Origin of the sequence: Methylobacterium nigriterrae, assembly GCF_037106235.1 — a bacterium.
Taxonomy (GTDB): domain Bacteria; phylum Pseudomonadota; class Alphaproteobacteria; order Rhizobiales; family Beijerinckiaceae; genus Methylobacterium; species Methylobacterium nigriterrae.
Window position 1 is genome coordinate 22,318 of record NZ_JBAWTG010000037.1, and the last position, 24,970, is coordinate 47,287.

Sequence of the window (24,970 nt, forward strand, 5' to 3'; positions counted from 1 at the left end):
CGGCGAGCTTGACGGTTCAACGGCGCATCTCAGCGGCAAGCCGCGGGCCCGGCAAGGGGTGCGAGGCGCTCTCCACCGGGCGCGAGCGGCAGATCTCGCGATCGTGAGACGATCCGCCGCCGATCGATCTGTCGTCTTGAGCCGACGGGGAAATCCGGGCTAGCTGCGGCGAGCAGCCGCGCGGTCCTCGATCCGCGCGCGATTTGACGGGACGAGAGCCGGCGCGAGCCGGGAGGAGCGCACGAGATGGCCGCCGTGACGGGCAAACCCATCGACGTCCACACCTGGAGCACGCCGAACGGCTGGAAGATCCCGATCATGCTTGAGGAATGCGGCCTGCCCTACAGGGTCGTTCCCGTGAATATCGGCAAGGGTGAGCAGACGGCCCCCGATTTCCTGGCGATCTCGCCCAACAACAAGATCCCCGCGATCGTCGATCACGACGGGCCGGGCGGCGAGCCGATCTCGATCTTCGAATCGGGCGCCATCCTGCAATATCTCGGCCGCAAGACCGGACGGTTCTATCCGACCGAGGAGAGGGCGCGCGTCGCGGTCGACGAGTGGCTGTTCTGGCAGGTCGGCGGCTTCGGGCCGATGCTGGGGCAGGCACACCATTTCCGCATCTACGCGCAGGACAAGATCCCCTACGCGATCGAGCGGTTCACCGCCGAGGCCAACCGCCTCTACGGCGTTCTCGACAAGCGCCTGGCGGACCGGGACTATCTCGCGGGCGAGTACTCGATCGCCGACATGGCCACATTGACCTGGGCCAAGTTCCACGGGAAGCAGGGCATCGAGTTTGACGCCCTGCCGAACGTCAAGAGATGGCTCGATCGGCTCCTGGCGCGCCCCGGCGTGCAGCGGGGCCTAGCCGCGATCTGACCGCCTCGGACAGGCCGGCGCGGCCTTACTGAGCCAGCGCAGCCTTGGGCGCCGGCTTCGCGGCGGGCTTCGGAGCCGGCACGGCCGCTTCCGAGGCGGTGTTGGCCGCCTGCTGGTTCACGTCCGGAACCTTGGTCCAGGTCTGGGAGCCGCACAGAATCTTGAGGAGGCAGCCCGAGACGTTCAGCTCGTTGCCGCTCTCCCGCTCCAGGCTGACCTGATAAACCTTGCCCTCCTCCGCGTTGTAGATGCTGCCCGAGAACTTGCCAGCCTCGTCCTTCTGCGCGTCGATGATCTGCAGGCCGATCACGGGCCGCGAGCGCTTCTTCGGGTCGGGGTTCTTCAGGTCGGTCCGCGGCGCGCCGGCATCGGTGTTCGGGACCTTGAGCCACACGACTTTGCCGCAGACCTGCGCCTGCGACTGGCCGCAGCGGTCGATCCGGATCTTCGCCCGTCCGTCCTCGGTGAGCCACGTGCCCGAGGGGTCCCTGGCCGTGTCGGCCGCGGCCGCCGAGAGGCCTGCGAGGAGAAGGGCGGAGGTCAGGACGATGCGCATCGAAATCGGCTCCAGGGCTTGCGCCTGCGGGCAGGCAGTGCGGAAGGGGTCGTCTGCGTGCAATCAACGGTGGCTTTCGGGCGATTTTTCGGCGGTGTTGCGCCGGCGCCATATTCCGGGCGTCCCATCCGCGGGTTGAGAGCCGCGGACGGGGCCGCTATAAGCCCGGCGCCGAAGCGGTTTTTCCGCCTTCGCAGGATTTCCTGACACAACCCGGACGGATCATGGCCACCGAGCGCACCTTCTCCATCCTCAAGCCCGACGCGACGAAGCGGAACCTCACCGGCGCGGTCAATGCCGTGATCGAGGAGGCGGGCCTGCGCATCGTCGGCCAGCGCCGCATCCGGATGAGCCGCGCCCAGGCGGAAAAGTTCTACGAGGTGCACAAGGAGCGCCCCTTCTTCGGCGAGCTCGTGGAGTTCATGACGTCCGGCCCCGTCGTGGTGCAGGTGCTCGAGGGCGACAACGCGGTGGCCAAGTACCGCGAGGTGATGGGTGCGACGAACCCGGCCCAGGCCGCCGAGGGCACCATCCGCAAGAAGTTCGCCCAGTCGGTCGGCGAGAACACCGTCCACGGCTCGGACTCGCCCGAGAACGCCGAGATCGAGATCGCCCAGTTCTTCCAGGACAGCGACATCGCGGCCTGAGGCCCGGAATCGGGACGGCGGTCGCCCGCGCGGTGACCGCCGCACCACACCCGTGCCGCGATGTTCGCGGGCAGGCCATGGCGCCCGGCGATTGGGGTCGGGTGTGGCGGGCGCGCCCTTGACGGGCGAGCCCTGCGGAGAGTCCAACGGCGAAGGTTTCACGACCCTGCCAAACGGACCCGATCCCCAGATGACGACCCGCCGCTTCCCCACGCTGATCGCCGCCGGCCTCCTCGCGCTCGGCGCGACCGCCGCCCTTGCCGGCGGCTCTTCCGCCCCGTTCGAGCAGTACCAGCCCGACCCGGCGCTCCGCACCGCGCCGAAGGCGAACCTCGAGGGCCGCGTCCGCCACGCCTGCGCGGTCGTCCAGGCCCGCATGACGAACGCCTCGGAGGCCTCGCTCGAGCGTCCCTGCGGCTGCTACGCCAAGCAGACCCTGCGCTCCCTCGACGAGTCGGAGATCGAGGCCTACCGGACCACCGGCTACTTCAACGATTCGGCCCGCACGAAGGCCCTCTCGGCCCTCGATTCCTGCAAGCTGCAGCGTCCGGTCTGAGGCCGGAATTCCCGTCTCCCGCGCGGGCGTTCGCGGATTCGCATCGAGGCCGGTGCAGGGTCTGGCGCGGCCACGGCCGGGGGCGGGCCACCTCTCGCGTCCGGGAGAGGTCGAGTCCGCGTCAGCGGACCGGGCGAGGGGTTCGCCATTTCCGGAGAGGTCGCACCCCTCACCCCGTCCCTCTCCCGCACGGGAGAGTGGACTCGCGCTTGCGCCGGGCGCTCTGAACACGTCCGCTTCCGAACCCGTGCATTGCCGCAGGCACGGGGGCGCAATGCCTACACGGCAAGGCTAAGCAGCGCGCCGTCCGCTCGCGCGACGTCGCCGTCGAAGGCCACGCGTCCATCCTCCAGCCTCGCGCTCCCGCCCGCCACCAGCGCGAGGGCGGCCGGGTAGAGCCGGCGCTCCTGCACGATGACCCGGTCCGCGAGACCGTCCGCGTCGTCTCCCGGTCGAACCGGCACCGCCGCCTGCGCGACGATCGGGCCGGCATCGAGCTCCGGCACCACGTAGTGCACCGTGCAGCCATGAAGGCGCACGCCGGCATCGAGCGCCTGCCGGTGCGTGTGCGTGCCCCTGAACAGGGGCAGGAGCGAGGGATGGATGTTGAGCATCCGTCCCGCCCAGCCCTCGACGAAGCCCGGCGTGAAGATCCGCATGAAGCCGGCCAGGCAGACGAGCTCGACCCTCGCGGCCTCGAGCTCCGCTTGGAGCGCGGCGTCGAAGCGTGCCCGGTCCGGGAAGTCCCGGTGGTCGATCGCCCGCGCGGGGATGCCCTCGGATGCCGCGTGCGCGAGCCCGGCCGCCTCCGGGCGGTTCGACAGCACGAGCACGATCTCGGCGGGATAGTCCGGCGCCTTCGCGGCCTCGATCAGCGAGATCATGTTCGAGCCGCGTCCCGAGATCAGGATCGCGACGCGGGTCTTGCGCAACGGCGCCGTCACAGCGCGAGGGTGCCCGTGAAGGTGACGGGCTCGGGGCCCCGCCCGGTGATCCTGCCCAGGCGCACGGCGGCCTCGCCGGCCCGGGCGAGCGCGGCGGCGACCGCGTCGGCTTTTCCCGCCTCGGTCACCACCACCATGCCGATCCCGCAATTGAAGGTGCGCAGCATCTCCGGCACCGCGACGCCGCCCTCGCGCGCAAGCCAGCCGAAGACCGGCGGCGGCGCCAGCGCGCCGAGATCGATCTCGATCCCGACCCCGTCCGGCAGCACGCGGGGCAGGTTGTCGGGAAAGCCTCCCCCCGTGATATGGGCGAGCGCCTTGATGCCGTCGCTCGCCTTGAGGGCCGCGAGCAGCGGCTTCACGTAGATCCGGGTCGGCTCCAGCAGCGCCTCGCCGAGGCTGCGGCCGGGCAAGAAGGGCGCGGGCGCGTCCCAGCCGAGCCCCGTGCGCGCCACGATCCGGCGCACCAGCGAGAAGCCGTTCGAGTGCACGCCCGAGGAGGGCAGGCCGAGCACGACGTCGCCCGCCGCGATGCCGCCGCGCGGCAGCAGGGTGCCGCGCTCGGCCGCACCCACCGCGAAGCCCGCGAGGTCGTAATCCTGGCCGTCGTACAGGCCCGGCATCTCGGCGGTCTCGCCGCCGATCAGCGCGCAGCCCGCCTGCCGACAGCCTTCGGCGATCCCCCGCACGATGTCGGCGCCGACGCCCGGAACGAGCTTGGCGGTTGCGAAATAATCGAGGAAGAACAAGGGCTCGGCGCCCTGCACGACGATGTCGTTCACGCACATCGCCACGAGGTCGATGCCGATCGTGTCATGGCGCCCGGTCTCGATGGCGATCTTCACCTTGGTGCCGACGCCGTCATTGGCAGCGACCAAGATCGGATCGCGGAAGCCCGCGGCCTTCAGGTCGAACAGGCCGCCGAACCCGCCGATCTCGGCATCCGCTCCCGGCCGGCGCGTCGCCCGCACCAGCGGCTTGATCGTCTCGACCATGGCGTTGCCGGCATCGATGTCGACGCCCGCCCCGGCGTAGGTCATGCCTTCCTTGCGCTCGGCCGTCATACCCACTCGTCCCCGTCGCGAACGCCGCGACCTCGCGGTTCCTCTATAGGGTCGGGACGGCGAGCGCGAGTCGCGACGGGGGCGGGACGGCATGCGCCGGCGTCGCCGGCGGCGCATCGCCCGGATGGCCTCGGGACCGGCGATCGGTCCATCATGCCGCCATGACCATCCCGAACCTCATCACGATCGGCCGCCTGATCCTCGTGCCCTTCGTCGTCGCGATGATCGGGCAGGGGGAATGGGGTCTGGCCTTCGCGGGCTTCGTGGTCGCGGGCCTTTCCGACGCGGTCGACGGGTTCATCGCCAAGCGCTTCGCCATGCGCAGCGAGCTCGGCGCCATCCTCGACCCGCTCGCCGACAAGGCCCTGCTCGTCTCGATCTACGTCGCGCTCGCGATCCAGGGCGCGCTGCCGGGCTGGCTCGCCATCGTGGTGGTCTCGCGCGACGCCATGGTGGTGGCCGCGATCCTGGTCGCGTGGCTGATGGCCCGGCCGCTGGCGATCCGGCCGCTCGCGATCGGCAAGCTCAACACCGCCGCGCAGATCGCCTTCGCGGCCCTCGTGCTGGGCTCCCGGGCCTTCGGCTCGGGGCTCGGCGGCACCGAGGGCTGGGCCTCGGCGGCCCTGGCCGTGCTGACGGCCCTGTCGGCGGCGCTCTACCTGAGAATCTGGCTCGTCCACATGACGTCCGGCTCCGGTCAGGCTTGATCGGCAGCCCCATCGTTCCCACTCTCGGCGCCGGTGAAGAAGCGTGGGGAAGGTCGGATGCGCGCCAGGGCGGTGATCGGGCTGACGGCGCTCGCCGTCCTCGTGCTCCTACTCTATCTGCTGCGCGACGTGCTCCTGCCCTTCGTGGCCGGCATCGCGCTCGCCTATCTCCTCGATCCCCTGGCCGACCGGCTGGAGCGGCTCGGGCTCGGGCGGCTCGCCGCGAGCCTCCTCATCCTCGCCCTCTTCGTCGTCGCCCTCGTGGTGACGCTGCTGATCGTGGTGCCGCTGGCCGCCAGCCAGATCGCCGCTCTGATCGAGGCGCTGCCCGCCATGGTCTCGCGGATCCAGGCGATCCTGGCCGAGCGGGCGGGCCCGCTCCTGCAGAAGATCGGGGGCGCAGACGTCGTCGGCGAGCTGCAATCCTCGGTCGGCAGCCTCGCGGCGCAGGGCGGGGCGTGGCTCCTCGCCTTCCTGAAATCGCTCTGGACCGGCAGCCAGGCCCTGATCTCGATCGCCTCGCTCCTCGTGGTGACCCCGGTCGTCGCCTTCTACATCCTGGTCGACTGGGACCGCATGATCGGCAAGATCGACGGCTGGGTGCCGCCCCGCCATCGCGCCACAGTGCGCCGCCTCGGCCGCGAGATCGACGGGGCCATCACGGGATTCGTGCGCGGGCAGACGCTGGTCTGCGTGATCCTCGGAACCTTCTACGCCGTCGGGCTCTGGCTCGTCGGGCTCAATTTCGGCGTGCTGATCGGGCTGATCGCGGGCTTCCTGACCTTCATCCCCTATGTCGGCACGCTGACCGGCTTCCTGCTCTCGGCGGGCGTCGCGCTGGTGCAGTTCTGGCCGGGCTCGGACTGGCTGCATATCGGGCTGACGGTCGGCGTGTTCCTCGTCGGCCAGTTCCTGGAGGGCAACATCATCTCGCCGAAGCTCGTCGGCGAGTCGGTCGGGCTGCACCCGGTCTGGCTGATGTTCGCGCTGCTCGCCTTCGGCTCGCTGTTCGGCTTCCTCGGCCTGCTCCTGGCCGTTCCCGTCGCGGCCTCGATCGGTGTGATCGTGCGCTTCGCCCTGCGGCGCTATCTCGACAGCCAGCTCTACCACGCCGACGAGCCCGTTCTGCTGCCGAGGCGCGACGGGTAAGGGGAGCATGAGATGGCCGATCGCCCTTGACCTGACCGGCGCGAGGGCCAGAGTGGGAGCCCTATGCGCGAGAACGCACCACCCCGGCAGCTGGCCTTCGACCTGCCGCTCGATCCGCGCTACGGGCGCGAGGATTTTCTGGTCAGCCCGGCCAACGAGGTCGCTTACGGCCTGATCGAATCCTGGCCGGACTGGCCCGACACTGTGCTGGTGCTGACCGGACCGCCGGGCAGCGGCAAGAGCCATCTCGCCTCGATCTGGGCGACGCGCGCGCATGCCTGGACCGTGGCGGCCTCCGAAGCCGGCGCCGGCAACGTCACGCACCTGATCTCGAACGGCGCCCTGGTCGTCGAGGATATCGACAGGGCGCCGGGCCGGGACGAGGCGGCCCTGTTCCATCTCCTCAACCTCGCCCGCGAGCGTCGCAGCCCGGTGCTGCTCACCAGCACCGTCGGAGTCGACGCGCTCGGTCTGGCGACGCCCGACCTGCGCTCGCGCCTGCGCCTCGCACCCGGCGCCGCCATCCTGCCCCCGGACGACGGCCTGCTGCGGGCCGTCATCGTCAAGCTCTTCGTCGACCGCCAGCTGGTGGTGGATCTCAGCGTCGTCGACGCGCTGGCGCTGCGCATCGACCGCTCGCTCGGACGCGCCCGCCAAGTCGTCGCCGAGCTCGATCGCGACGCGCTCGGCCGGGGCCGGCGCATCACCCGGCCGCTCGCCCTCGCGGTGCTGGAGCGGCTCGGCGCCGGCGCGCCCGAGGATGCGGAGGACGGGCTCGATTGAGGAGCCGGGGCGTCACGGAACTGTCAAATGAACCGGGGCCTCCCGTGCTACGGGAGCGCCCCCGAGGATCGCGAGGAGTGAAGGCGTTGCCCGAGATCGAGCCGAACGCGCATGCGCTGGACGAGGATCCCGCGGACGGGAACGAGGCCGGGCAGCGCGAGCAGGCCGAGGCGCGGGATCCGTTGCCGCGCAAGCGCCCCCCGGCGCGCCCGGCCGCGAGCCGGACGGCGACGGTCCGGCGCATGCCCGCCCCCGCGCGCCCCGCGCGGGCCGAGAAGGCACCGGCGACGCAGCTGCCTCCCGCCCCGGATCCGGCCGACGCGGGCGAGGACGACTGGCCGGCGACGGCCGACCTCGCCGAGGCGCGGACCGAACCGGCCTCCGACGCGGATACCGGCAGCACGGCCCGCGAGCCCGTGCTGGAGGCCGGCCGCCATCTGCGCCACACTCCCGAGCGCTTCGTGAACCGCGAGCTGTCCTGGCTCCAGTTCAATCGCCGTGTGCTGGAGGAGGCCTCCAATCCCGGGCACCCCCTGCTGGAGCAGCTGCGCTTTCTCTCGATCTCGGCCAACAACCTCGACGAGTTCTTCATGGTGCGCGTCGCCGGCCTGCACGATCAGGTCCGGGCCGGGCTCGTGGTGCCCTCGCAGGACGGGCTGACGCCCACCGAGCAGCTCGCCAGGATCGGGCACGAGGTCTCGCGGCTCGCCGAGGACCAGCAAGCGCGCTGGCGCGATCTGAGTGCGGAGCTGCACGGGGCCGAGATCGACCTCGTCGATCCGGGCGAGCTGCAGCCCGAGCACGGGATCTGGCTGGAAGACTACTTCCTGAGCCACGTCTTCCCGGTCCTGACGCCGCTCGCGATCGATCCGGCCCACCCCTTCCCGTTCATCCCGAACCTCGGCTCCACCATCGCGCTGATGCTGGTGCGGCCCCGCGACGGGCGGGTGCTGCGGGCCCTGATCCGCCTGCCCGCCGTGCTCGACCGCTTCGTGCGGCTGCCGGATCTGGCCGGCGATCCGGTCGCGCGCTTCATCGCCATCGAGCAGGTGATCGTCATGTTCACCGGCCGGCTCTTCCCCGGCTACCTCGTGCGCGGGCAGGGCGCCTTCCGGGTGATCCGCGACTCGGATCTCGAGATCGAGGAGGAGGCGGAGGATCTCGTCCTGCATTTCGAGACGGCCCTGAAGCAGCGCCGCCGCGGCGTCGTCATCCGGCTCGAGGTCGAGGCCGGGATGCCCGAGGACCTGCGCGCCTTCGTGGCGGATGAACTGGAGATGTCGAGCGACGCCGTGTTCCTCGTCGAGGGCATGCTGGCGCTGAACGAGCTCTCGCAGATCGTCGGGATCGACCGGCCGGACCTCAAGTTCAAATCCTACAACCCGCGCTTTCCCGAGCGTATCCGCGAGAGCGGCGGCGACGTCTTCGCGGCGATCCGGCAGAAGGACTTCATCGTTCACCACCCCTACGAATCCTTCGATTCGGTGGTGCAGTTCCTGGCCCAGGCCGCCCGCGACCCGCACGTCGTCGCGATCAAGCAGACCCTCTACCGCACCTCGTCGAACTCGCCGATCGTGGCGGCGCTGGCCGAAGCCGCCGAGGCCGGCAAATCGGTGACGGCGCTCGTCGAGCTGAAGGCACGCTTCGACGAGGAGGCGAATATCCGCTGGGCCCGCAACCTGGAGAAGGCGGGTGCCCAGGTGGTGTTCGGATTCGTGGAGCTGAAGACGCACGCGAAGCTGTCGATGGTGGTGCGCCGCGAGGGCGACCGGCTCGTCACCTACTGCCATATCGGCACCGGCAACTATCACCCGATCACGGCGCGCATCTACACCGACCTCTCCTTCTTCACGGCGGACGCGGCGATCGCACGGGACGTCAGCCGCATCTTCAATTTCATCACGGGCTACGCTGAGCCCGCCGAACTCGAGCGCATGGCGGTCTCGCCGCTGACCCTGAAGCCCCGGCTTCTCGAGCACATCGAGGCCGAGGTGGCGCATGCCAAGGCCGGCCGGCCGGCCGCGATCTGGATCAAGTGCAACTCGCTCGTCGATCCGCAGATCATCGACGCGCTCTACGACGCCTCCTGCGTCGGCGTGCAGATCGACTGCATCGTGCGCGGCATCTGCTGTCTCCGGCCGGGCATCCCGGGCCTGTCCGAGACCATCCGGGTCAAGTCCATCGTGGGGCGTTTCCTGGAGCACGGGCGCATCTACGCCTTCGGCAACGGCGTCGGGCTGCCGCATCCGAAGGCGACCGTCTACATCTCATCGGCCGACCTCATGCAACGCAACCTCGACCGGCGCGTCGAGGCCCTTCTGCCGATCAGCAACCCGACTGTGCATCAGCAGGTGCTCGATCAGATCATGCTGGCAAACCTTCTCGACAACCGGCAGAGCTGGCGTGTACTGGCGTCGGGCGCGAGCGAGCGCATCCAGCCGGCCGACGGCGAGGAACCGTTCAACGCGCACAATTACTTCATGACGAACCCGAGCCTGTCCGGGCGCGGCAAGTCGTCCAAGAAGTCGAGCCCGCGCGCGCTCAGCCGCAGAGCGCAACGCGCCTGATCCCCGCGAGGCCCGCGCGGCCCGGGAAGCGCGTGAGCCGCCCGCCGCGGCCGAGCGAATCCGAGCCCGGGCGGTCCCGCGGGATTGCCCGGACGCCGAAACGAGGGAAACCGTGCCTTGGGGCCCCAACGCGCCAGCCTGACGCTCGCCCATTCCGCCGGCCGGGACGCCCGCGAAGCGCCCACACCCGTCGCGATCATCGATATCGGCTCGAACTCGGTGCGGCTCGTCGCCTATGACGGGCTGACCCGCGCGCCGACGCCCCTCTACAACGAGAAGGTCCTGTGCGGCCTCGGCCGCAACGTGCTGACCACGGGCCGCCTCAACGAGGAGGCGGTCCGCCGCGCGCTCACGGCACTCGCCCGCTTCCGCGTGCTCTGCGCGACCATGCGCGTCTCGCGCCTGTTCGTCCTCGCCACCGCCGCCGCCCGCGACGCCGAGAACGGACCCGCCTTCCTCGCCGCCGCCGCGGAGGCCTGCGGTCAGCCGATCGAGCTGCTCTCCGGCCGGCGCGAGGCGGAATTGTCGGCGCTCGGCGTCGTCTCCGGCTTCCACGCACCCGACGGCGTGGTGGGGGATCTCGGGGGCGGATCGCTGGAGCTCGTCGACGTGCGCGGCGCCGTCGTCGGGCAGGGCGTCACGATGCCGCTCGGCGGGCTCGCCCTGCAGGACCTCTCGGGCGGCTCCCTCAAGAAGGCGGGCAAGCTCGTGCGCGAGCACCTGAAAAAGGCCGCCCCCCAGCTCGAGACCCTGCGGGGCCGCAGCTTCTACGCGGTCGGCGGCACGTGGCGGGCGCTGGCGCGCCTTCATCAGGCCGCCCGCGGCTACCCCATCCACGTGATGCACGGCTACAGCGTCGAGCCCTCGGACGAGCTGAGCTTCCTCGAAGTCGTCGAGCAGGTCGACGCGGCGCTGCTGCAGGACGTCGAATCGGTCTCGGAGGCGCGGCGCCCGCTCCTGGCCTACGGCGCGGTGGTGCTGGAGGAGATCATCCGCATGGGCCGCCCCCGAGAGGTGGCGATCTCGGCAAGCGGCGTGCGCGAGGGCCTGCTCTATGAGCAGCTCGACCGCGAGACCCGCGCGGCCGACCCGCTGATCGCGGCCGCCAGCGAGCTCAACGCCCTGCGGGCCCGTTCTCCCGGCCATGGCGAGGAGCTGCTGGCCTGGACGGACCGCTTCGTCGAGACCCTCGACGGGCCGGAGACGGCGGACGAGCGCCGCCTGCGCCATGCCGCCTGCCTCCTCTCCGACATCGGCTGGCGGGCGCATCCCGACTACCGGGGCGAGCAGAGCATCAACATCATCACGAACGCGGCCTTCGTCGGCGTCGACCATCCGGGGCGCGCCTACCTGGCGCTCGCGGTCTATTTCCGGCACGAGGGCATGGCGCCCGAGAAGGCGAGCGCCATGCTGCGCGGCCTGGCGGGCCCGCGCCTGTCCGAGCGCGCCCGCCTGATCGGGGGCTTGCTGCGCGTCGCCTTCCCGATCTCGGCCGGCATGGCCGGGACGCTCGACCGGATGCCGCTCGGCGTCGAGGACGGCAAGGTGGTGCTGCGCCTGCCCGCCGGCTGGGCGGATCTCGCCGGCGACCGGCTGCTCAACCGCGTCCGCGGCCTTGGCCGCGTGATCGGCCTCGACGGACGCATCGAGATCGTCTGATATGGTCTGCGCTTGACCAGAGCGGAGACCGTATCAGCCAGCCCGTGCGGCGCCTGAGCGAAACCGATTTTCCGCATCCCGAAGGGATTCATCGGAAATCGTATGAGCACGACGCGCGGAGCGGCGCCCCGGATCCGCGGGATCCGGGGGCTTGCAGCGATGGGGCGACGGCGGCCCTATTCCGAGATCATCCCGACGCCGGGCTCCGCAGCGTCCTGCGTGACGCCGAGTCCGCTCGCCTGCGCCTCGACCACCGCCGCGGTGGTGATGTTGACGATGCCGCGCGCCGTCACCGACGGCGTCAGGATGTGGGCGGGCTTGGCCGGGCCGATCAGCAGCGGCCCGACCGGGAGCGCATCCGCCAGGACCTTGGCGAACTGGAAGGCGATGTTGGCCGCGTCGAGGTTCGGGAAGACCAGGACGTTGGCCGCTCCCTTCAGGCGCGAGCCCGGCAGCACCCGGTCGCGGACGAGTTCGGACAGGGCCGAATCCGCCTGCATCTCGCCGTCGACCTGCAGGTCGGGCGCCCGCTCCTCGATGAAGGCGAGCGCGTTGCGCATTTTCTTGGCCGAGGCCGAGTCGGACTGGCCGAAATCCGAGTGGCTGAGGAGCGCGATCTTCGGGGTGAGGCCGAAGCGGGTGACGTGGTTGGCGCAGGCCACCACCACCTCGGCGATCTCCTCCGCGGTGGGATCCTGGCGCACATGGGTGTCGGCCAGGAAGAAGGCGCCCTGCTTCGTGACGATCAGGCTCATGGCCGAGCATTCCTGCATGCCCGGCTTCAGGCCGATCACGTCGCGGATGATGCGCAGGCGCGTCTCGAACCGGCCTTCCAGGCCGCAGATCAGCGCGTCCGCCTCGCCCCGGCGCACGGCCACGGCGCCGATCACCGTCGTGTTGGTGCGAACGAGCGTGCGGGCCGTCTCCGGGGTGATGCCCCGGCGCCCGGCGACATCCATGTAGGTCTGGACGTACTTGCGGTAGCGCGGATCGTCCTCGGGATCGATCAGCTCGAAATGCTCGCCCTGGCGCAGCGACAGGCCGAAGCGCTTGATCCGGGTCTCGATCACCCGCGGGCGGCCGACGAGGATCGGCTTGGCGAGCCCGTCCTCGACGATGGCCTGGACGGCGCGCAGCACCCGCTCGTCCTCGCCCTCGGCGTAGATGACGCGCTTCGGCGCCTCCTTCGCCTTGGAGAAGAGCGGCTTCATGATGAAGCCGGAGCGGTGCACGAAGCGGTCGAGGGATTCCGCGTAGGCCTGGACGTTCTCGAGCGGCCGCCCGGCGACGCCCGAATCCATCGCGGCCTTGGCCACCGCCGGGGCGATCCGCAGGATCAGGCGCGGATCGAACGGGCTCGGGATCAGTGAGCGCGGCCCGAAGGGCCTGGCCTCGCCCCCGTAGGCGCGGGCCACGACGTCGGAGGGCGTCTCGCGGGCGAGCGCCGCGATTGCCTTCACGGCGGCCTTCTTCATCTCCTCGTTGATGCTCGTCGCCCCGACATCGAGGGCGCCGCGGAAGATGTAGGGAAAGCAGAGGACGTTGTTGACCTGGTTCGGAAAGTCCGACCGGCCGGTGCAGATCATCGCGTCGGGCCGCTTCTCCTGCGCGAGATCCGGCATGATCTCGGGATAGGGATTGGCGAGCGCCATGATGAGCGGCTGGTCCGCCATCGACTCGAGGTATTCGGGCTTCAGCACGCCGCCCGCCGAGAGCCCGATGAAGACGTCCGTGCCGGCGATGACGTCGGCGAGGGTCCGGGCCTGGGTCTCCTGCGCGTAGACTTCCTTCCAGCGGTCCATCAGCGCGGTGCGGCCCTTGTAGACCACGCCCTCGATGTCGGTGACGACGATGTTCTCACGCCTGGCGCCGAGCGACACGAGCAGGTTCAGGCAGGCGAGGGCCGCAGCGCCCGCGCCCGAGGTCACGATGCGGGCATCCTCGAGCCTCTTGCCGGCGAGCTCGATCCCGTTCAGGACCGCGGCGGCCACGATGATGGCGGTGCCGTGCTGGTCGTCGTGGAAGACCGGGATGTTCATCTTCGCCCGGCAGCGCTCCTCGACCTCGAAGCACTCGGGCGCCTTGATGTCCTCGAGGTTGATGCCTCCGAAGGTCGGCTCCAGCGAGCAGACCACGTCGACGAGCCTCTCGACATCGTGCTCGGCGACCTCGATGTCGAACACGTCGATGCCGGCGAACTTCTTGAACAGCACCGCCTTGCCCTCCATCACGGGCTTGGAGGCGAGCGGGCCGATATCGCCGAGGCCCAGCACCGCCGTGCCGTTCGAGAGGACGGCCACGAGGTTCTGGCGGATGGTGAGGGTCGCGGCCTCCTGCGGGTCCTCGTGGATCGCCATGCAGGCGGCAGCGACGCCGGGGGAATAGGCAAGCGCGAGGTCGCGCTGGTTGCCGAGCGGCTTGGTGGCCTGGATCTCGAGCTTTCCGGGTCGGGGGAGGCGGTGGTAGACGAGCGCCCCGGACTTGAGATCCTCGGACATGTTGTCGGCCATGGCCCTCACTCCCTCCTGCAGGCGCTTCCGCGAAGCGGCTCATGGCCGCCCCTTACGGGGATGTTGCGCTTGAAGGCTCTGTTGCACCGCTTGCGGAACGGGCGCAACCCGCACAACGAGACCCGCATTCACCTCGGAAAGCTGGTGCGCAAGCACGGATTCTCCATCGGCGCCTACTCCTACGGCCGGCCGAAGGTGCGCTTCCCGGAATCGGGGCGGAGCCTGACGATCGGCCGCTATTGTTCCATCGCCGACAAGGTCGAGATCCTGCTCGGCGGCGACCACCGCCTCGACTGGGCCTCGACCTACCCGTTCGCGGCGATGCGCGGCCTCTGGCGGGGGGCCGAGGCGCCGGACGATTACCACGCCTCGCGGGGCGACGTGATCATCGGCAACGACGTCTGGCTCGGCTCGGGCTGCATGATCCTGTCGGGCGTGACGGTGGGCCACGGGGCGGTCGTGGCGGCGCGCGCCGTCGTCGCCCGCGACGTGCCGCCCTACGCGGTCGTGGCGGGAAACCCGGCCCGGGTGGTACGCCACCGCTTCGCGCCCGAGATGGTCGCGGCACTCGTCGAGACCGCCTGGTGGGACCTGCCGCATGCCGAGGTGTCCCGGCTCGTGCCCCTCCTGCAGAGCGGGCGCGTCGGCGAACTGATCGAAGCCGCGCGGGCCGTTGCGAAGGCAGGCTGAATCCCGTACCGGGCAGCCCGACCCATTCGAGAAGGCCTGCCCGATGCCCGACACCCCGCCCGACCGCCTCGCGGTGAACCCGAACAGCCCGTTCTACGACGAGAAGGCGCTCGAGCGGGGCGTCGGGGTGCGCTTCAAGGGCGTCGAGAAGACCAATGTCGAGGAATATTGCGTCAGCGAAGGCTGGGTCAGGCTCTCGGCCGGCAAGACACTCGACCGCGCCGGCAACCCGATGACCGTGAAGCTGAAGGGGCCGGTCGAGCCCTATTTTCGCGATGACGCCTCCGCGTCCTGAACCTCGGCTCGCGCCCGCGCGGCAGCGAAATCCCGGGCGGCCGCCGCTGCCAGGGCGGCGACTTGGGCCTCCGTCCGCGTCGAGCGGATCACCAGGCTGACGATCGCCTCCGGGTGGTTGCGCCGCTGCCTGGGCGTGCGGGCGTGGTTCGAGACCCGCAGCGCGTAGGCGCAGCCCTCCGGGCGGAGATAGACGCTGTCGCCGCGCGCGTTGCGGGCGGTCTCGCGAAAACCCTGCGCGCTCAGGAGCCGGACGGCGCGGGCGAGCGCCGCCGCCGGAGGGAGGGCGCTCACGGCCCGGCCGGCTCGATCGTGTTGAGGGTGCGCCGTCCGAGTGCCCGTGCCTTCAGCCGCAGGGCCGGCGCCTCGACCGCGTACCAGGAGACCGCCGCAACGAGCGCCGTCAGCAGCAGCGCCGGCCCGAGCAGCAGGGTCGCGGACGCCGCGGGCCACAGGGCGTGCAGGCTCTGCTGGATCGGCCAGCCGTAGAGATAGGTGCCGTAGGACAGGTCGGCCGGCGGATCGAAGGCCGCGCGCGCCAGGAACGGCGCGAGGCAGAGCCACAGGGCGCCGTAGGCTTCGGCGAGGAACAGCAGGGTCCGGTAGAGGGCGGTGCCCTGCGCCAGCGCGCAGGCGAGCGCCAGGACGAGCAGCGGCAGCGTCCGCAGGCGCAGGCGCCCGCGCCAGAGATAGAGGGCGGCCCCGCCCGAGAAGATCAGCGGCAGGCGCAGGCTCGTCTCGATCCCCTTCGGCAGCTCGGCATGGGTCGCGTCGGCAACCAGCAATGCGACGGCGAATCCGATCGTCAGGAGCAGCACCGCCGTCGGCCGCCGGAACAGGCCGAGCCCTCCCGCGACCAGCACGCCGAGATAGCACAGCACCTCGTACTTGAGGGTCCAGACCGTGCCGAGCGGGCTGCGGTAGGGGTTGTCCGGGAAGACGCCCGGCAGGGCGGCATTGCTCTTGAAGGTCGTCAGGGTGCCGCGGATGAAGCGCCAGAGCTCCGCCTCGCGCAGGTACTCGGACAGTGGCAGGACGCTCATCGCCCCCCCGAGCAGCAGCGCGACGAGGAGCGTGGCCGCGACGAGGCCCGGCAGGATGCGCAGCGTCCGCGCGAGGACGTAGTCCCGGGCGCCGCGCCGGTCGAAGCTCATGGTGACGAGGAAGCCCGAGATCGCGAAGAAGCCGTTCACGGCATGCTCGCCGAGCGTGAAGCCGGTCGCGCGGGCGAGCGGCTCGGCCGAGGCGTCCCCGGTCGTCACGCTGTAGGCGTGCGAGACAACGACCGCGCCGGCGAGCGCGAGGCGCACGGCCGAGAAGGCGTTGTGCGGGCGCGCCAGGGCCTCGGCGATCGTCGGCGCCTTCACGGGTCGAGCCCCTCCCGGGCGAGCGCGCTGCGCCTGCGCAGGGCCGCGAGCGCGCCCGCCGCCGACCCGCCGTAGCGCTCGCGGCCCGAACGCCGGAAGGCGAGAGCCGACAGGACCGCTTTGGCACCGTTCACCGCGAGCGTGACCGGGCTCGGGTCGGGGAGCCCGTACTTGCGGCTGACATAGGCGCGCGACCAGGCCTGGTGCCAGCGGGTGCGGAAGATGCGGCCGCGCTCGGGTGCCGAGGAGCGTCCGCGCCCGTGCGAAGCCATGGCGCCGTGGACATGGATGAGGGCCTGGCCGGCATCGGCGACCCGGCGGCAGAGATCGTCGTCCTCGTAGAACAGGAAGATGTTCTCGTCGAAGCCGCCGAGTTCGAGGAACAGCTCGCGCCGCATCATCAGGCAGGCGCCCGACAGGAAGGGCGCGCAGGCATCGCCCTCCGGCAGGGCGAGCCGGCCCTTCGGATTCGTCAGGTACGGGGCCAGCAGCGAGCGGGGCTGGTAGAAGAAGCGCCCGTCCGGCTCGACGAGGCGCGGAGCGTAGAGGCCGGCATCGGGATAGGCCTCGGACGCGGCGAGCAGCGCGTCCACGGCCCCGGGCCGCAGCTCGACGTCGGGATTGAGGATGAGGATGTGGGCTGCGCGCTCGGCGACCCGCACCCCGATGTTGTTCGCCCGCCCGTAGCCCTCGTTGCGGAGGTTGCGGACCACCTGCGCGCCCGCCGCCTGCGCGAGCGCGGCGGAGCCGTCGCGGCTCGCATTGTCGACGACGATGGCCGGCACGTGCTCGGCGGCGAGCGCGGCGAGGCAGGCCGGCAGAGCCTCGGCGCTGTCATGCGCGACGACGACGGCGACAAGGCTCGGCACGGTGTCTCCCAGCGCCCGGCGGCCCCGGGCCAGTGTCTCGTTAAGCCCGAGGTGCTGTCAGCGAGGCGGCCATCGCTGAAGGCCGGGTCGGGGTCGGCGCCGAGGCCACCGCGGTCCCGCCGGCTGCAAGGTCGCCTCGTATGACCCGGATGCAGCGGGACTTCCCTGCGGCCCGGGCAGGACCTCAGGCCTTCTTCTCGGGCAGGTTGAGACGAATGTGAAGTTCGCGCAGCTGCTTGGGGGTCGCCTCGGAGGGCGCACCCATCATGAGATCCTCGGCCCGCTGGTTCATCGGGTAGAGCACGACCTCGCGGATGTTCGGCTCGTTGCACAGGAGCATGACGATGCGGTCGACGCCGGGCGCGATGCCGCCGTGGGGCGGGGCGCCGAGCCGCAGCGCATTCAGCATGCCGCCGAACTTCGCCTCCAGCACGTCGGCGCCGTAGCCCGCGAGCCCGAAGGCCTTCTCCATGATCTCGGGCTTGTGATTCCGGATCGCGCCCGAGGACAATTCGGTGCCGTTGCAGACGATGTCGTACTGGAAGGCCTTGATCCCGAGGATCGTCGCCTCGTCCTCGGCCCCGAGCTTCAGGAAGGCCTCGTGGTCGAAGTTCGGCATCGAGAACGGGTTGTGCGAGAAGTCGATCCGCTTCTCGTCCTCGTTCCACTCGTACATCGGGAAGTCGGTGATCCAGCAGAAGGCGTACTGGTCCTTGTCCGACAGGTTCAGCTCGTCGCCGATGCGGATGCGGGCCTTGCCGGCGAGTGCCGCCGCCTTCGCCTCCGGGCCGGCGGAGAAGAACACCGCGTCGCCCGCCCGGACGCCCGCCTTCTCGGCGATGCGCGCCTGGATCGCGGCGGGGATGAACTTCGCGATCGGGCCCTTGCCGGTGAGCTGCCCGCCCTCGTCCTCGAACACCACGTAGCCGAGACCCGGCGCCCCTTCGGAGCGGGCCCAGTCGTTGAGCTTGTCGAAGAACGAGCGGGGCTGGGAGGCCGCGCCGGTCGCCGGGATCGCCCGCACCACGCCGCCCGACCCGATGACGCCCTTGAACGCCTTGAACTCGACCGCGTCGTCGCCGAACTCCTCGGTGACGTCGGCGATGACGAGAGGGTTCCTCAGGTCCGGCTTGTCGACGCCGTACCGCATCATGGCGTCCGCGTAGGTGATGCGCGGGAACTCCTTCGTGACGCGCTTGCCGTCGGCGAATTCCTCGAAGACGCCGCGGAGCACCGGCTCCACCGCCCGGAACACGTCCTCCTGCGTCACGAAGCTCATCTCGATGTCGAGCTGGTAGAACTCGCCCGGCGAGCGGTCGGCGCGGGCATCTTCATCGCGAAAACAGGGCGCGATCTGGAAGTAGCGGTCGAAGCCCGCGATCATCGTGAGCTGCTTGAACTGCTGCGGCGCCTGCGGCAGCGCGTAGAACTTGCCCGGATGCACGCGCGAGGGCACGAGGTAGTCGCGCGCGCCCTCGGGCGACGACGCCGTGAGGATCGGCGTCTGGAACTCGAAGAAGCCGCCGTCCCGCATGCGGCGGCGGAGCGAGTCGATGATCGCGCCGCGCTTCATGATGTTGGCGTGCAGCTTCTCGCGGCGCAGGTCGAGGAAGCGGTACTTCAGCCGCGTCTCCTCCGGATATTCCTGATCGCCGAAGACGGGCAGCGGCAATTCGGCGGCCGCGCCCAGCACCTCGAGCTCGTCGATATAGACCTCGACGGCACCGGTCGGCAGGTCCGGGTTCTCGGTTCCGGCGGGCCGCGTGCGCACGCGGCCGTCGATGCGGATGACCCACTCGGAGCGCACGGCCTCCGCCGCCGGGAAGGCCTTGGAATCCGAGTCCACCACGCATTGCGTCAGGCCGTAATGGTCGCGCAGGTCGATGAAGAGGACGCCGCCGTGGTCGCGGATGCGGTGGCACCAGCCGGACAGGCGGACGGTTCCGCCGACGTCGGACGGGCGGAGCTGCCCACAGGTATGGGATCGATAACGGTGCATGGCGGACTTCTTCGGGTGGGAGGCCGGCACCATTCACGCGAGGGGCGTGAAGTCAAGCGCGGCGCCCGGGTCGGCATTTCGAAATGCGCCCGCGCGCGCGACCAGGGCCTTCCGGAAAGACGGCCGCCCACCCATATAAGTCCTATGAACTTTCACGCTTTTTTTGCTCACGACGCGGGTCCGGTCGGACCGGCTTCCGAGGCCGCCGGTGCGCCGCAGGACACGGCCGAGCGCCAGGAGGGTGCGTGGCGCGTCCTGCCCCTCGAGGGTACGTTCGAGCTCGTCTACGAGGACGGCCGGGGCGCCTGGAGCGCCCGGACGCTGCAGGCGCGCGAGCTGAAGCTCGGGCCCGGACGCACGCTCATCGGCGGCATCGACCGCGGGCGCGGCGGCTACCGTGGCTTCCGGGTCGACCGCATCCGGCGCCTCACCGACGGGGTCACAGGCCAGCGGGTCGAGGCCGGCATCCTCGACCTTCTCCTCGCCCGCGCCGAGGACCAGCGGCGGACGCGCGCCGCCGAGGCCCGCAGGCTGGTGCGCGCCCGGCGCCATGCCGGCGTGAAGAGCGCGGCCTGAATGGCTGGGTACAGCGCGGATAGATCGCTGACTTTCCCGCTCTCGTCTCCCTTTCGCGCGAAACCTTCGGTATAGCCGGCTGCATGGATCTGATTGCCACAACGCCGGCGCTGGCCGATGCCTGCGCCCGTCTCGCCGCCCAAGCTTTCGTGACGGTCGACACGGAATTCATGCGCGAGACCACCTACTATCCGAAGCTCTGCCTGATTCAGATGGCGGGTCCGGACGGCAGCGCGGTGCTGGTCGACCCGCTCTCGCCGCAGATCGACCTCAAGCCTTTCCTCGACCTCATGGCCGACGAGGGCGTCGTGAAAGTGTTCCACTCGGCGCGACAGGACCTGGAGATCATCTGGCTCATGGGCGAGGTGCTGCCGCACCCGTTCTTCGACACGCAGGTCGCCGCCATGGTGTGCGGTTACGGCGATTCCGTCTCCTACGAGCAGCTCGTCAACGACGTCGCCAAGGCCAAGATCGACAAGTCCTCGCGCTTCACCGATTGGTCGCGTCGTCCCCTCTCGGATGCGCAGCTCGCCTACGCCCTCTCGGACGTGACCCACCTCGTGAAGATCTACGAGGTGCTGGCCGGACAGCTCCTCAAGACCGACCGCGGCGCCTGGCTCGACGAAGAGATGGGCGTGCTCACCTCGCCGGAGACCTACCGGGCCGATCCCGCTCAGGCCTGGCGCCGCCTCTCGGGGCGGATGCGCAAGCCGCGCGAGATCGCCGTCCTGATGGAGGTCGCCGCCTGGCGCGAGCGCGAGGCGCAGGGCCGGAACGTGCCGCGCGGGCGCATCCTCAAGGACGAGGCCGTGATCGACGTCGCCACCGCCGCGCCCCGCAGCGTCGAGGCACTGGGACGCCTCCGCACGATCCCGGCCGGCTTCGAGCGCTCGCGCACGGGCGCCGAGATCCTGGCCGCGGTCGAGCGGGGCTTCGCACGGGATACCGCCGACATCGCGATGCCGGAACGCAGCCGCGGTCGCGGCGGCGGCAACGGCGCCATCGTCGAGCTTCTCAAGGTCCTGCTGAAGGCGGTCTGCGAGACGGAGGGCGTCGCTCCCAAGATCATCGCGACCGTGGACGATCTGGAGGCGATCGCGGACGACGACGAGGCCGACGTGCCGGTGCTGCACGGCTGGCGCCGCAGCCTCTTCGGCGAGAAGGCGCTGGCGCTGAAGAGCGGCCGCCTCGCGCTCTCCGCGGAGCGCGGCCGCGTGGTGGTGCGCGACCTGCCCTGACGGGACCGGGCACGTTCGGGTGGGCCGCGCGACAAGCCTGCCGGTTTGAAGGGGTTTGGCTGTCAACGAACGGTGACAGTGGCGCCGGTCGGGATTAAACGGCAAATTGCTTGCCGGAATATCCCGCACCCGCCCGCGTATCCCCACAACCGATGTACGAGCCCAACGAAGTCCTGCAGACGCTGACCGGCCGCGGCCACGTCTCGGCCCAGGGCTGCGCGCCCGTCCGGGTGCGCTACAGGGTCGTGATCGAGCGTCGCCAGGGCATCGTCGTCGCCCATGGCAGCCTCGTCGGCAGCCATGCCGGCCTGCGCCCGATCTGGCTGGAGCCGGACTCGGTCCTGCGCCTCAAGAACGGACGCCGCATCGAGATCTCGATGACCGATCTCGTGGGCGATGTCGCCGAGTTCGAGAGCACTGGCGCGGTCCCGGTCTACTGAGACGCGCACTGCTCTGTGCGCCGGACCCGGGTTACGATCCAAGCGGGCGGCAAAAGCTCCGGGATCCGGGCCGGTTGACCCCGGGTTCGATCGGGTCTCTATCCTCCTGGCGCGACTTGTATTCAGTTGGTCCCCAGGAGCCGCCATGGGCAAGCCCGTTTCCCTCACCGTGAACGGCCGCGGCCTGGCCCTGTCTCCCGACGACCCGGACATCCCGCTGCTCTACGTCCTGCGCAACGACATGGACCTGCGCGGGCCCCGCTTCGGTTGCGGCCTCGGCCAGTGCGGCGCCTGCACGGTGCATGTCGACGGCCAGGCCGTGCGCTCGTGCGTGACGCCGCTCTCGTCCCTGCAGCCAGGCCAGAAGATCACCACCCTCGAAGGGCTCGCGGCGAACGGCGAGATGCACCCCGTGCAGGCGGCCTTCGTGGCCGAGCAGGCGGCCCAGTGCGGCTACTGCATCAACGGAATGATCATGCAGTCGGCCGCTCTGCTGGCGCAGAATCCGAACCCGGGCGACGATGAGATCAGGCAGGCGCTCGCCGGCAATCTCTGCCGCTGCGGCACCCATCTGCGGATCGTGCGCGCGGTCAGGCGCGCCGCCGCGAGCCTGTGAGCGGGGAGGGGACGATGAGCGAGACGAGCCTTTCCCGCCGTGCCATCCTCAGGGGCAGCGCCATCGTGGTCGGGTTCGCGCTGTCCGGCATCCGGCCGGATGCCGGGTCCGCGGCCTCGCCGACCGCGCCCTCGAAATCGGTCTCGCCCGACGAGGTCGACGCCTATCTGGCCCTGTCGCGGGACGGGCGCGCCACCATCTATTCCGGCAAGGTCGATCTCGGCACCGGCGTGCGCACCGCGCTGACGCAGATGGCGGCCGAGGAACTCGACCTGCCCCTCGACCACGTCGCCCTCGTGCAGGGCGACACCGCGCTGACCCCCGACCAGGGCCCGACCTACGGCAGCCTCTCGATCCAGAACGGCGGCATGCAGATCCGGCTCGCGGCGGCGACCGCCCGGCGCCATCTCGTCGCGCTCGCCGCCGAGCGTCTCGGACAGAAGCCCGAGGCGCTCGAGACCCGGGACGGCACGGTACGGCCGCAGGCAGGCGGCGCCGGCATCGCGTATGCCGACCTCCTTAAGGACGGCCGCTTCTCGCTCAAGCTCGACAAGGCCGTCGTCACGAAGGATCCCGCGACGTTCAGCCTCGTCGGGCAGTCGGTGGCCCGCCTCGACATTCCCGACAAGATTTCGGGCCGCTTCGCCTACATGCAGGATTTCCGGCTGCCCGGGATGCTGCACGGGCGCGTCGTGCGCCCGCCGGCGATCGGCGCTCAGCTCCAGGGCGTCGACGAGGCCTCGGTGCGGGACGTGGCGGGGCTCATCCGGATCGTGCGCGAGGGCAACTTCCTCGGCGTGGTGGCCCGCACCGAGTGGGCCGCCATCAAGGCCGCCAAGCAGCTCTCGGCGCAATGGTCCGCCTCGGAGATTCTGCCCGAGCAGGGCCGCCTCTGGGACTACGTGCGCGCGACGCGCGTCACCAAGGACGACGTCACGATGAATGTCGGTGACGCCCCGGCCGCGCTGAACGGCGCCGACAGGCGGCTCAAGGCGACCTACGACTTCGCCATCCACACCCACGGTTCGATCGGCCCCTCCTGCGCCGTCGCCATGATGAGCGAGGGCCGGCTCAGCGTCTGGACCGCGTCGCAGATGACACATGCCCTGCGCGGCCAGCTCGCGGCCATGATGGGGCTGCCGGCGGACGACGTGCGCTGCATCTACATCGAGGGCTCGGGCTGCTACGGCCGCAACGGCCACGAGGACGCGGCGGGCGACGCGGCGCTCCTCTCGCGCGCGGTCGGCCACCCGGTGCGGGTGCAATGGTCCCGGGCCGACGAGCATGGCTGGGACCCGAAGGGACCCCCGACCCTGATCGACCTTGAGGCGAGCCTCGATCCCGACGGCAACGTCGCCGCATGGGCCTCCACGTTCTTCGTCCCGGAAGGCGCGGCCGGCAACGTGCCGCTGGTGGCGGCCGACCTCGCCGGCCTGCCGCACGAGACCAGCTACGCGCCGGGCAACGTCATCCAGAATTCCGGCATTCCCTACGCCTTCCCCAACGTCCGAACGGTCTGCCACAGGCTCGCCGAGACGCCCCTGCGACCGTCCTGGATCCGGACGCCGGGGCGGATGCAAAACACCTTCGCGAACGAGGCTTTCCTCGACGAGCTCGCCGCGGCGGCAGGCGCCGATCCGCTCGACTACCGCCTGCGCGCCCTGAAGGACGAGCGCGGCGTCGCGGTCCTCCGGCGGGCGGCCGAGCTCGCCGGCTGGGAGCCCCGGCCCTCGCCGCGGGCGCAAGGCGGCGACGTGATGAGAGGGCGCGGACTCTCCTACGTGAAGTACGAGCTCTACCGGACCTACGTGGCCGCGGTGGCGGAGGTCGAGGTCGAGCGGGCGAGCGGCGCGATCCGGGTGACGCGCATCACGGTCGTCCAGGATTGCGGTCAGGTCATCAACCCGGACGGGGTGCGCAACCAGATCGAGGGCAACATGCTCCAGACGGTGAGCCGCACCCTCAAGGAGGCCGTGACCTTCGACCGCGCCCGCGTGACCAGCCTCGACTGGGCGAGCTACCCGATCCTCACCTTTGCCGAGGTGCCCGACGTGGTGATCGATCTGATCGACCGGCCCCGGGACAAGCCCTGGGGTGCGGGCGAGCCCTCCGCGGCCATCGTTCCTTCGGCGATCTCGAACGCGGTGTTCGACGCGACCGGCCTGCGGCTGCGCTCGGTCCCGTTCACGCCCGACAAGGTCAAGGCCGGCCTGCAGCGGACCTGACAGGGGCGATTCTCGGCGTAGCCGCCTCACTTCAGGGGTGCAGGGAGGCCGAATCCACAACCAGACTACTGAGATGTCGCATGCGGCGAGAAAGCGCAGACGCAACAGGATTGTGCGCATCCGGCGCGTCAGGCCCCCGAATCCTTCGGGGTCGGCACCCCGGGCAAGCTTGACCATTTTGCACTGCGCATATCGGCTCTGCCCACCGGATGAGCGCGGCACGCGCCAAATCCTCGCGACGACCGTCGCCAACGCATGACATTCCTTCAAGAAGTCCGGGACCATGCACGCGAGGCATGATCCCGGGCGCCGGCGCCGAAAAGTATTTTCCACAGGCTCGACTTCGATATTGCATCGCACAACGGATGTTCGCTGGATTGGGATCCGGTTAACCCTGATCGCGCGGTCACCAGGACTTGATCGCGATCGGTTTTGGATCATCCGAAGCGAGTTGACGGCGGCCAAATTTTTCTTAGAGTTCGTTCAAGCTTCGGTTTCGAGGGGGCCGCTAAAGGGATGGCGGCTTCTGGCTCGGTGCTCTCGCGGCACACGAAAACCTCGCCCGCTACCGAAGCGCTTCGATCCCTGTCGCAAACAACAGGTCAGGTATTCTTACGTAATCTGCCGATTGC

23 protein-coding genes are annotated in these 24,970 nt (G+C 70.4%); 15 read left to right on the forward strand and 8 right to left on the reverse strand.

Going from position 1 to position 24,970, the window contains the following annotated elements:
• Positions 1–246 precede the first annotated feature (246 nt).
• Positions 247–882, forward strand: coding sequence for a glutathione S-transferase N-terminal domain-containing protein (locus WDW90_RS19170; protein WP_336489039.1), 636 nt, complete (start codon positions 247–249; stop codon positions 880–882).
• 25 nt (positions 883–907) lie between these two features.
• Here the strand turns inward: WDW90_RS19170 and WDW90_RS19175 are convergent, their stop codons facing one another.
• On the reverse strand, positions 908–1,438 hold the full coding sequence (locus WDW90_RS19175) for a DUF2147 domain-containing protein (protein ID WP_336489041.1): 531 nt from the start codon (positions 1,436–1,438) through the stop codon (positions 908–910).
• Between the two features lie 224 nt (positions 1,439–1,662).
• On the opposite strand from WDW90_RS19175, the gene ndk reads away from it, so the two are divergent.
• Both ndk and WDW90_RS19185 read left to right on the forward strand, forming a co-directional pair.
• Positions 1,663–2,085 (forward strand): nucleoside-diphosphate kinase, encoded by a 423-nt coding sequence (gene ndk, locus WDW90_RS19180; RefSeq protein ID WP_336489042.1) that lies wholly within the window; start codon positions 1,663–1,665, stop codon positions 2,083–2,085.
• Between the two features lie 190 nt (positions 2,086–2,275).
• Positions 2,276–2,641: a hypothetical protein gene (locus WDW90_RS19185; protein WP_336489043.1), complete on the forward strand. Its 366-nt coding sequence runs from the start codon at positions 2,276–2,278 to the stop codon at positions 2,639–2,641.
• 278 nt (positions 2,642–2,919) lie between these two features.
• On the opposite strand, the gene purN is transcribed toward WDW90_RS19185, so the two are convergent.
• Positions 2,920–3,585, reverse strand: coding sequence for a phosphoribosylglycinamide formyltransferase (gene purN / locus WDW90_RS19190; RefSeq protein ID WP_336489045.1), 666 nt, complete (start codon positions 3,583–3,585; stop codon positions 2,920–2,922).
• The gene (gene purM, locus WDW90_RS19195; protein ID WP_336489046.1) at positions 3,582–4,649 is read right to left on the reverse strand and encodes a phosphoribosylformylglycinamidine cyclo-ligase; all 1,068 of its coding nucleotides are present in this window, start codon (positions 4,647–4,649) and stop codon (positions 3,582–3,584) included. The genes purN and purM overlap by 4 nt, the downstream gene beginning before the upstream one ends.
• A 161-nt stretch (positions 4,650–4,810) precedes the next feature.
• Here purM and WDW90_RS19200 point away from each other — a divergent pair, with 161 nt between their 5' ends.
• From WDW90_RS19200 to ppx, 5 genes are all read left to right on the forward strand, one after another.
• On the forward strand, positions 4,811–5,356 hold the full coding sequence (locus WDW90_RS19200; protein WP_336489047.1) for a CDP-alcohol phosphatidyltransferase family protein: 546 nt from the start codon (positions 4,811–4,813) through the stop codon (positions 5,354–5,356).
• Positions 5,357–5,413: 57 nt separating this feature from the next.
• Positions 5,414–6,505, forward strand: coding sequence for an AI-2E family transporter (locus WDW90_RS19205; RefSeq protein ID WP_336489049.1), 1,092 nt, complete (start codon positions 5,414–5,416; stop codon positions 6,503–6,505).
• Between the two features lie 63 nt (positions 6,506–6,568).
• Positions 6,569–7,288, forward strand: coding sequence for a P-loop NTPase family protein (locus WDW90_RS19210; protein ID WP_336489051.1), 720 nt, complete (start codon positions 6,569–6,571; stop codon positions 7,286–7,288).
• A 242-nt stretch (positions 7,289–7,530) separates the two neighbouring features.
• On the forward strand, positions 7,531–9,855 hold the full coding sequence (locus WDW90_RS19215) for an RNA degradosome polyphosphate kinase (protein ID WP_336489075.1): 2,325 nt from the start codon (positions 7,531–7,533) through the stop codon (positions 9,853–9,855).
• Positions 9,856–9,972: 117 nt separating this feature from the next.
• Positions 9,973–11,514 carry an exopolyphosphatase gene (gene ppx / locus WDW90_RS19220; RefSeq protein WP_431311076.1) on the forward strand — a complete coding sequence of 514 codons (1,542 nt, stop codon included), beginning with the start codon at positions 9,973–9,975 and terminating at the stop codon, positions 11,512–11,514.
• 176 nt (positions 11,515–11,690) lie between these two features.
• Here the strand turns inward: ppx and WDW90_RS19225 are convergent, their stop codons facing one another.
• On the reverse strand, positions 11,691–14,024 hold the full coding sequence (locus tag WDW90_RS19225) for an NADP-dependent malic enzyme (protein WP_336489052.1): 2,334 nt from the start codon (positions 14,022–14,024) through the stop codon (positions 11,691–11,693).
• Between the two features lie 60 nt (positions 14,025–14,084).
• On the opposite strand from WDW90_RS19225, the gene WDW90_RS19230 reads away from it, so the two are divergent.
• Both WDW90_RS19230 and WDW90_RS19235 read left to right on the forward strand, forming a co-directional pair.
• Positions 14,085–14,714 (forward strand): CatB-related O-acetyltransferase, encoded by a 630-nt coding sequence (locus tag WDW90_RS19230; protein WP_431311077.1) that lies wholly within the window; start codon positions 14,085–14,087, stop codon positions 14,712–14,714.
• A gap of 43 nt (positions 14,715–14,757) precedes the next feature.
• Positions 14,758–15,009, forward strand: coding sequence for a DUF3297 family protein (locus WDW90_RS19235; RefSeq protein WP_336489053.1), 252 nt, complete (start codon positions 14,758–14,760; stop codon positions 15,007–15,009).
• On the opposite strand, the gene WDW90_RS19240 is transcribed toward WDW90_RS19235, so the two are convergent.
• The 4 genes from WDW90_RS19240 to aspS form a co-directional block, all read right to left on the reverse strand.
• Complete coding sequence (locus WDW90_RS19240; protein ID WP_336489054.1) at positions 14,979–15,302, reverse strand: hypothetical protein; 324 nt, start codon at positions 15,300–15,302, stop codon at positions 14,979–14,981. The two genes, WDW90_RS19235 and WDW90_RS19240, sit on opposite strands and share 31 nt — an antisense overlap.
• Positions 15,299–16,375, reverse strand: coding sequence for an acyltransferase family protein (locus WDW90_RS19245; RefSeq protein ID WP_336489055.1), 1,077 nt, complete (start codon positions 16,373–16,375; stop codon positions 15,299–15,301). The genes WDW90_RS19240 and WDW90_RS19245 overlap by 4 nt, the downstream gene beginning before the upstream one ends.
• Positions 16,372–17,244, reverse strand: a complete 873-nt coding sequence (locus WDW90_RS19250) for a glycosyltransferase family 2 protein (RefSeq protein ID WP_336489056.1) — start codon at positions 17,242–17,244, stop codon at positions 16,372–16,374. The genes WDW90_RS19245 and WDW90_RS19250 overlap by 4 nt, the downstream gene beginning before the upstream one ends.
• 184 nt (positions 17,245–17,428) lie before the next feature.
• A complete protein-coding gene (aspS, locus tag WDW90_RS19255; protein WP_336489057.1) occupies positions 17,429–19,243 on the reverse strand; it encodes an aspartate--tRNA ligase in 1,815 nt (604 codons plus the stop codon).
• A gap of 144 nt (positions 19,244–19,387) precedes the next feature.
• Here aspS and WDW90_RS19260 point away from each other — a divergent pair, with 144 nt between their 5' ends.
• The 5 genes from WDW90_RS19260 to WDW90_RS19280 all read left to right on the forward strand — a co-directional run bounded on the left by WDW90_RS19260 (position 19,388) and on the right by WDW90_RS19280 (position 24,338).
• Positions 19,388–19,819, forward strand: coding sequence for a hypothetical protein (locus tag WDW90_RS19260; RefSeq protein ID WP_336489058.1), 432 nt, complete (start codon positions 19,388–19,390; stop codon positions 19,817–19,819).
• Between the two features lie 83 nt (positions 19,820–19,902).
• Positions 19,903–21,057: a ribonuclease D gene (rnd, locus tag WDW90_RS19265; RefSeq protein ID WP_336489059.1), complete on the forward strand. Its 1,155-nt coding sequence runs from the start codon at positions 19,903–19,905 to the stop codon at positions 21,055–21,057.
• A gap of 152 nt (positions 21,058–21,209) precedes the next feature.
• On the forward strand, positions 21,210–21,497 hold the full coding sequence (locus WDW90_RS19270; RefSeq protein ID WP_336489060.1) for a hypothetical protein: 288 nt from the start codon (positions 21,210–21,212) through the stop codon (positions 21,495–21,497).
• Positions 21,498–21,642: 145 nt separating this feature from the next.
• Positions 21,643–22,113, forward strand: coding sequence for a (2Fe-2S)-binding protein (locus WDW90_RS19275; RefSeq protein ID WP_336489061.1), 471 nt, complete (start codon positions 21,643–21,645; stop codon positions 22,111–22,113).
• A gap of 14 nt (positions 22,114–22,127) precedes the next feature.
• Positions 22,128–24,338 (forward strand): xanthine dehydrogenase family protein molybdopterin-binding subunit, encoded by a 2,211-nt coding sequence (locus WDW90_RS19280; RefSeq protein WP_336489062.1) that lies wholly within the window; start codon positions 22,128–22,130, stop codon positions 24,336–24,338.
• Positions 24,339–24,970: the final 632 nt, after the last annotated feature.

What these genes read in the sequence shown, in the direction of transcription:
- WDW90_RS19170 (WP_336489039.1), top strand. Translation starts at nt 247, where the DNA reads ATGGCCGCCGTGACGGGCAAACCCATCGACGTCCACACCTGGAGCACG.
- WDW90_RS19175 (WP_336489041.1), bottom strand. Translation starts at nt 1,438, where the DNA reads ATGCGCATCGTCCTGACCTCCGCCCTTCTCCTCGCAGGCCTCTCGGCG.
- ndk (WP_336489042.1), top strand. Translation starts at nt 1,663, where the DNA reads ATGGCCACCGAGCGCACCTTCTCCATCCTCAAGCCCGACGCGACGAAG.
- WDW90_RS19185 (WP_336489043.1), top strand. Translation starts at nt 2,276, where the DNA reads ATGACGACCCGCCGCTTCCCCACGCTGATCGCCGCCGGCCTCCTCGCG.
- purM (WP_336489046.1), bottom strand. Translation starts at nt 4,649, where the DNA reads ATGACGGCCGAGCGCAAGGAAGGCATGACCTACGCCGGGGCGGGCGTC.
- WDW90_RS19200 (WP_336489047.1), top strand. Translation starts at nt 4,811, where the DNA reads ATGACCATCCCGAACCTCATCACGATCGGCCGCCTGATCCTCGTGCCC.
- WDW90_RS19205 (WP_336489049.1), top strand. Translation starts at nt 5,414, where the DNA reads ATGCGCGCCAGGGCGGTGATCGGGCTGACGGCGCTCGCCGTCCTCGTG.
- WDW90_RS19210 (WP_336489051.1), top strand. Translation starts at nt 6,569, where the DNA reads ATGCGCGAGAACGCACCACCCCGGCAGCTGGCCTTCGACCTGCCGCTC.
- WDW90_RS19215 (WP_336489075.1), top strand. Translation starts at nt 7,531, where the DNA reads ATGCCCGCCCCCGCGCGCCCCGCGCGGGCCGAGAAGGCACCGGCGACG.
- WDW90_RS19225 (WP_336489052.1), bottom strand. Translation starts at nt 14,024, where the DNA reads ATGGCCGACAACATGTCCGAGGATCTCAAGTCCGGGGCGCTCGTCTAC.
- WDW90_RS19230 (WP_431311077.1), top strand. Translation starts at nt 14,085, where the DNA reads ATGTTGCGCTTGAAGGCTCTGTTGCACCGCTTGCGGAACGGGCGCAAC.
- WDW90_RS19235 (WP_336489053.1), top strand. Translation starts at nt 14,758, where the DNA reads ATGCCCGACACCCCGCCCGACCGCCTCGCGGTGAACCCGAACAGCCCG.
- aspS (WP_336489057.1), bottom strand. Translation starts at nt 19,243, where the DNA reads ATGCACCGTTATCGATCCCATACCTGTGGGCAGCTCCGCCCGTCCGAC.
- WDW90_RS19260 (WP_336489058.1), top strand. Translation starts at nt 19,388, where the DNA reads ATGAACTTTCACGCTTTTTTTGCTCACGACGCGGGTCCGGTCGGACCG.
- rnd (WP_336489059.1), top strand. Translation starts at nt 19,903, where the DNA reads ATGGATCTGATTGCCACAACGCCGGCGCTGGCCGATGCCTGCGCCCGT.
- WDW90_RS19270 (WP_336489060.1), top strand. Translation starts at nt 21,210, where the DNA reads ATGTACGAGCCCAACGAAGTCCTGCAGACGCTGACCGGCCGCGGCCAC.
- WDW90_RS19275 (WP_336489061.1), top strand. Translation starts at nt 21,643, where the DNA reads ATGGGCAAGCCCGTTTCCCTCACCGTGAACGGCCGCGGCCTGGCCCTG.
- WDW90_RS19280 (WP_336489062.1), top strand. Translation starts at nt 22,128, where the DNA reads ATGAGCGAGACGAGCCTTTCCCGCCGTGCCATCCTCAGGGGCAGCGCC.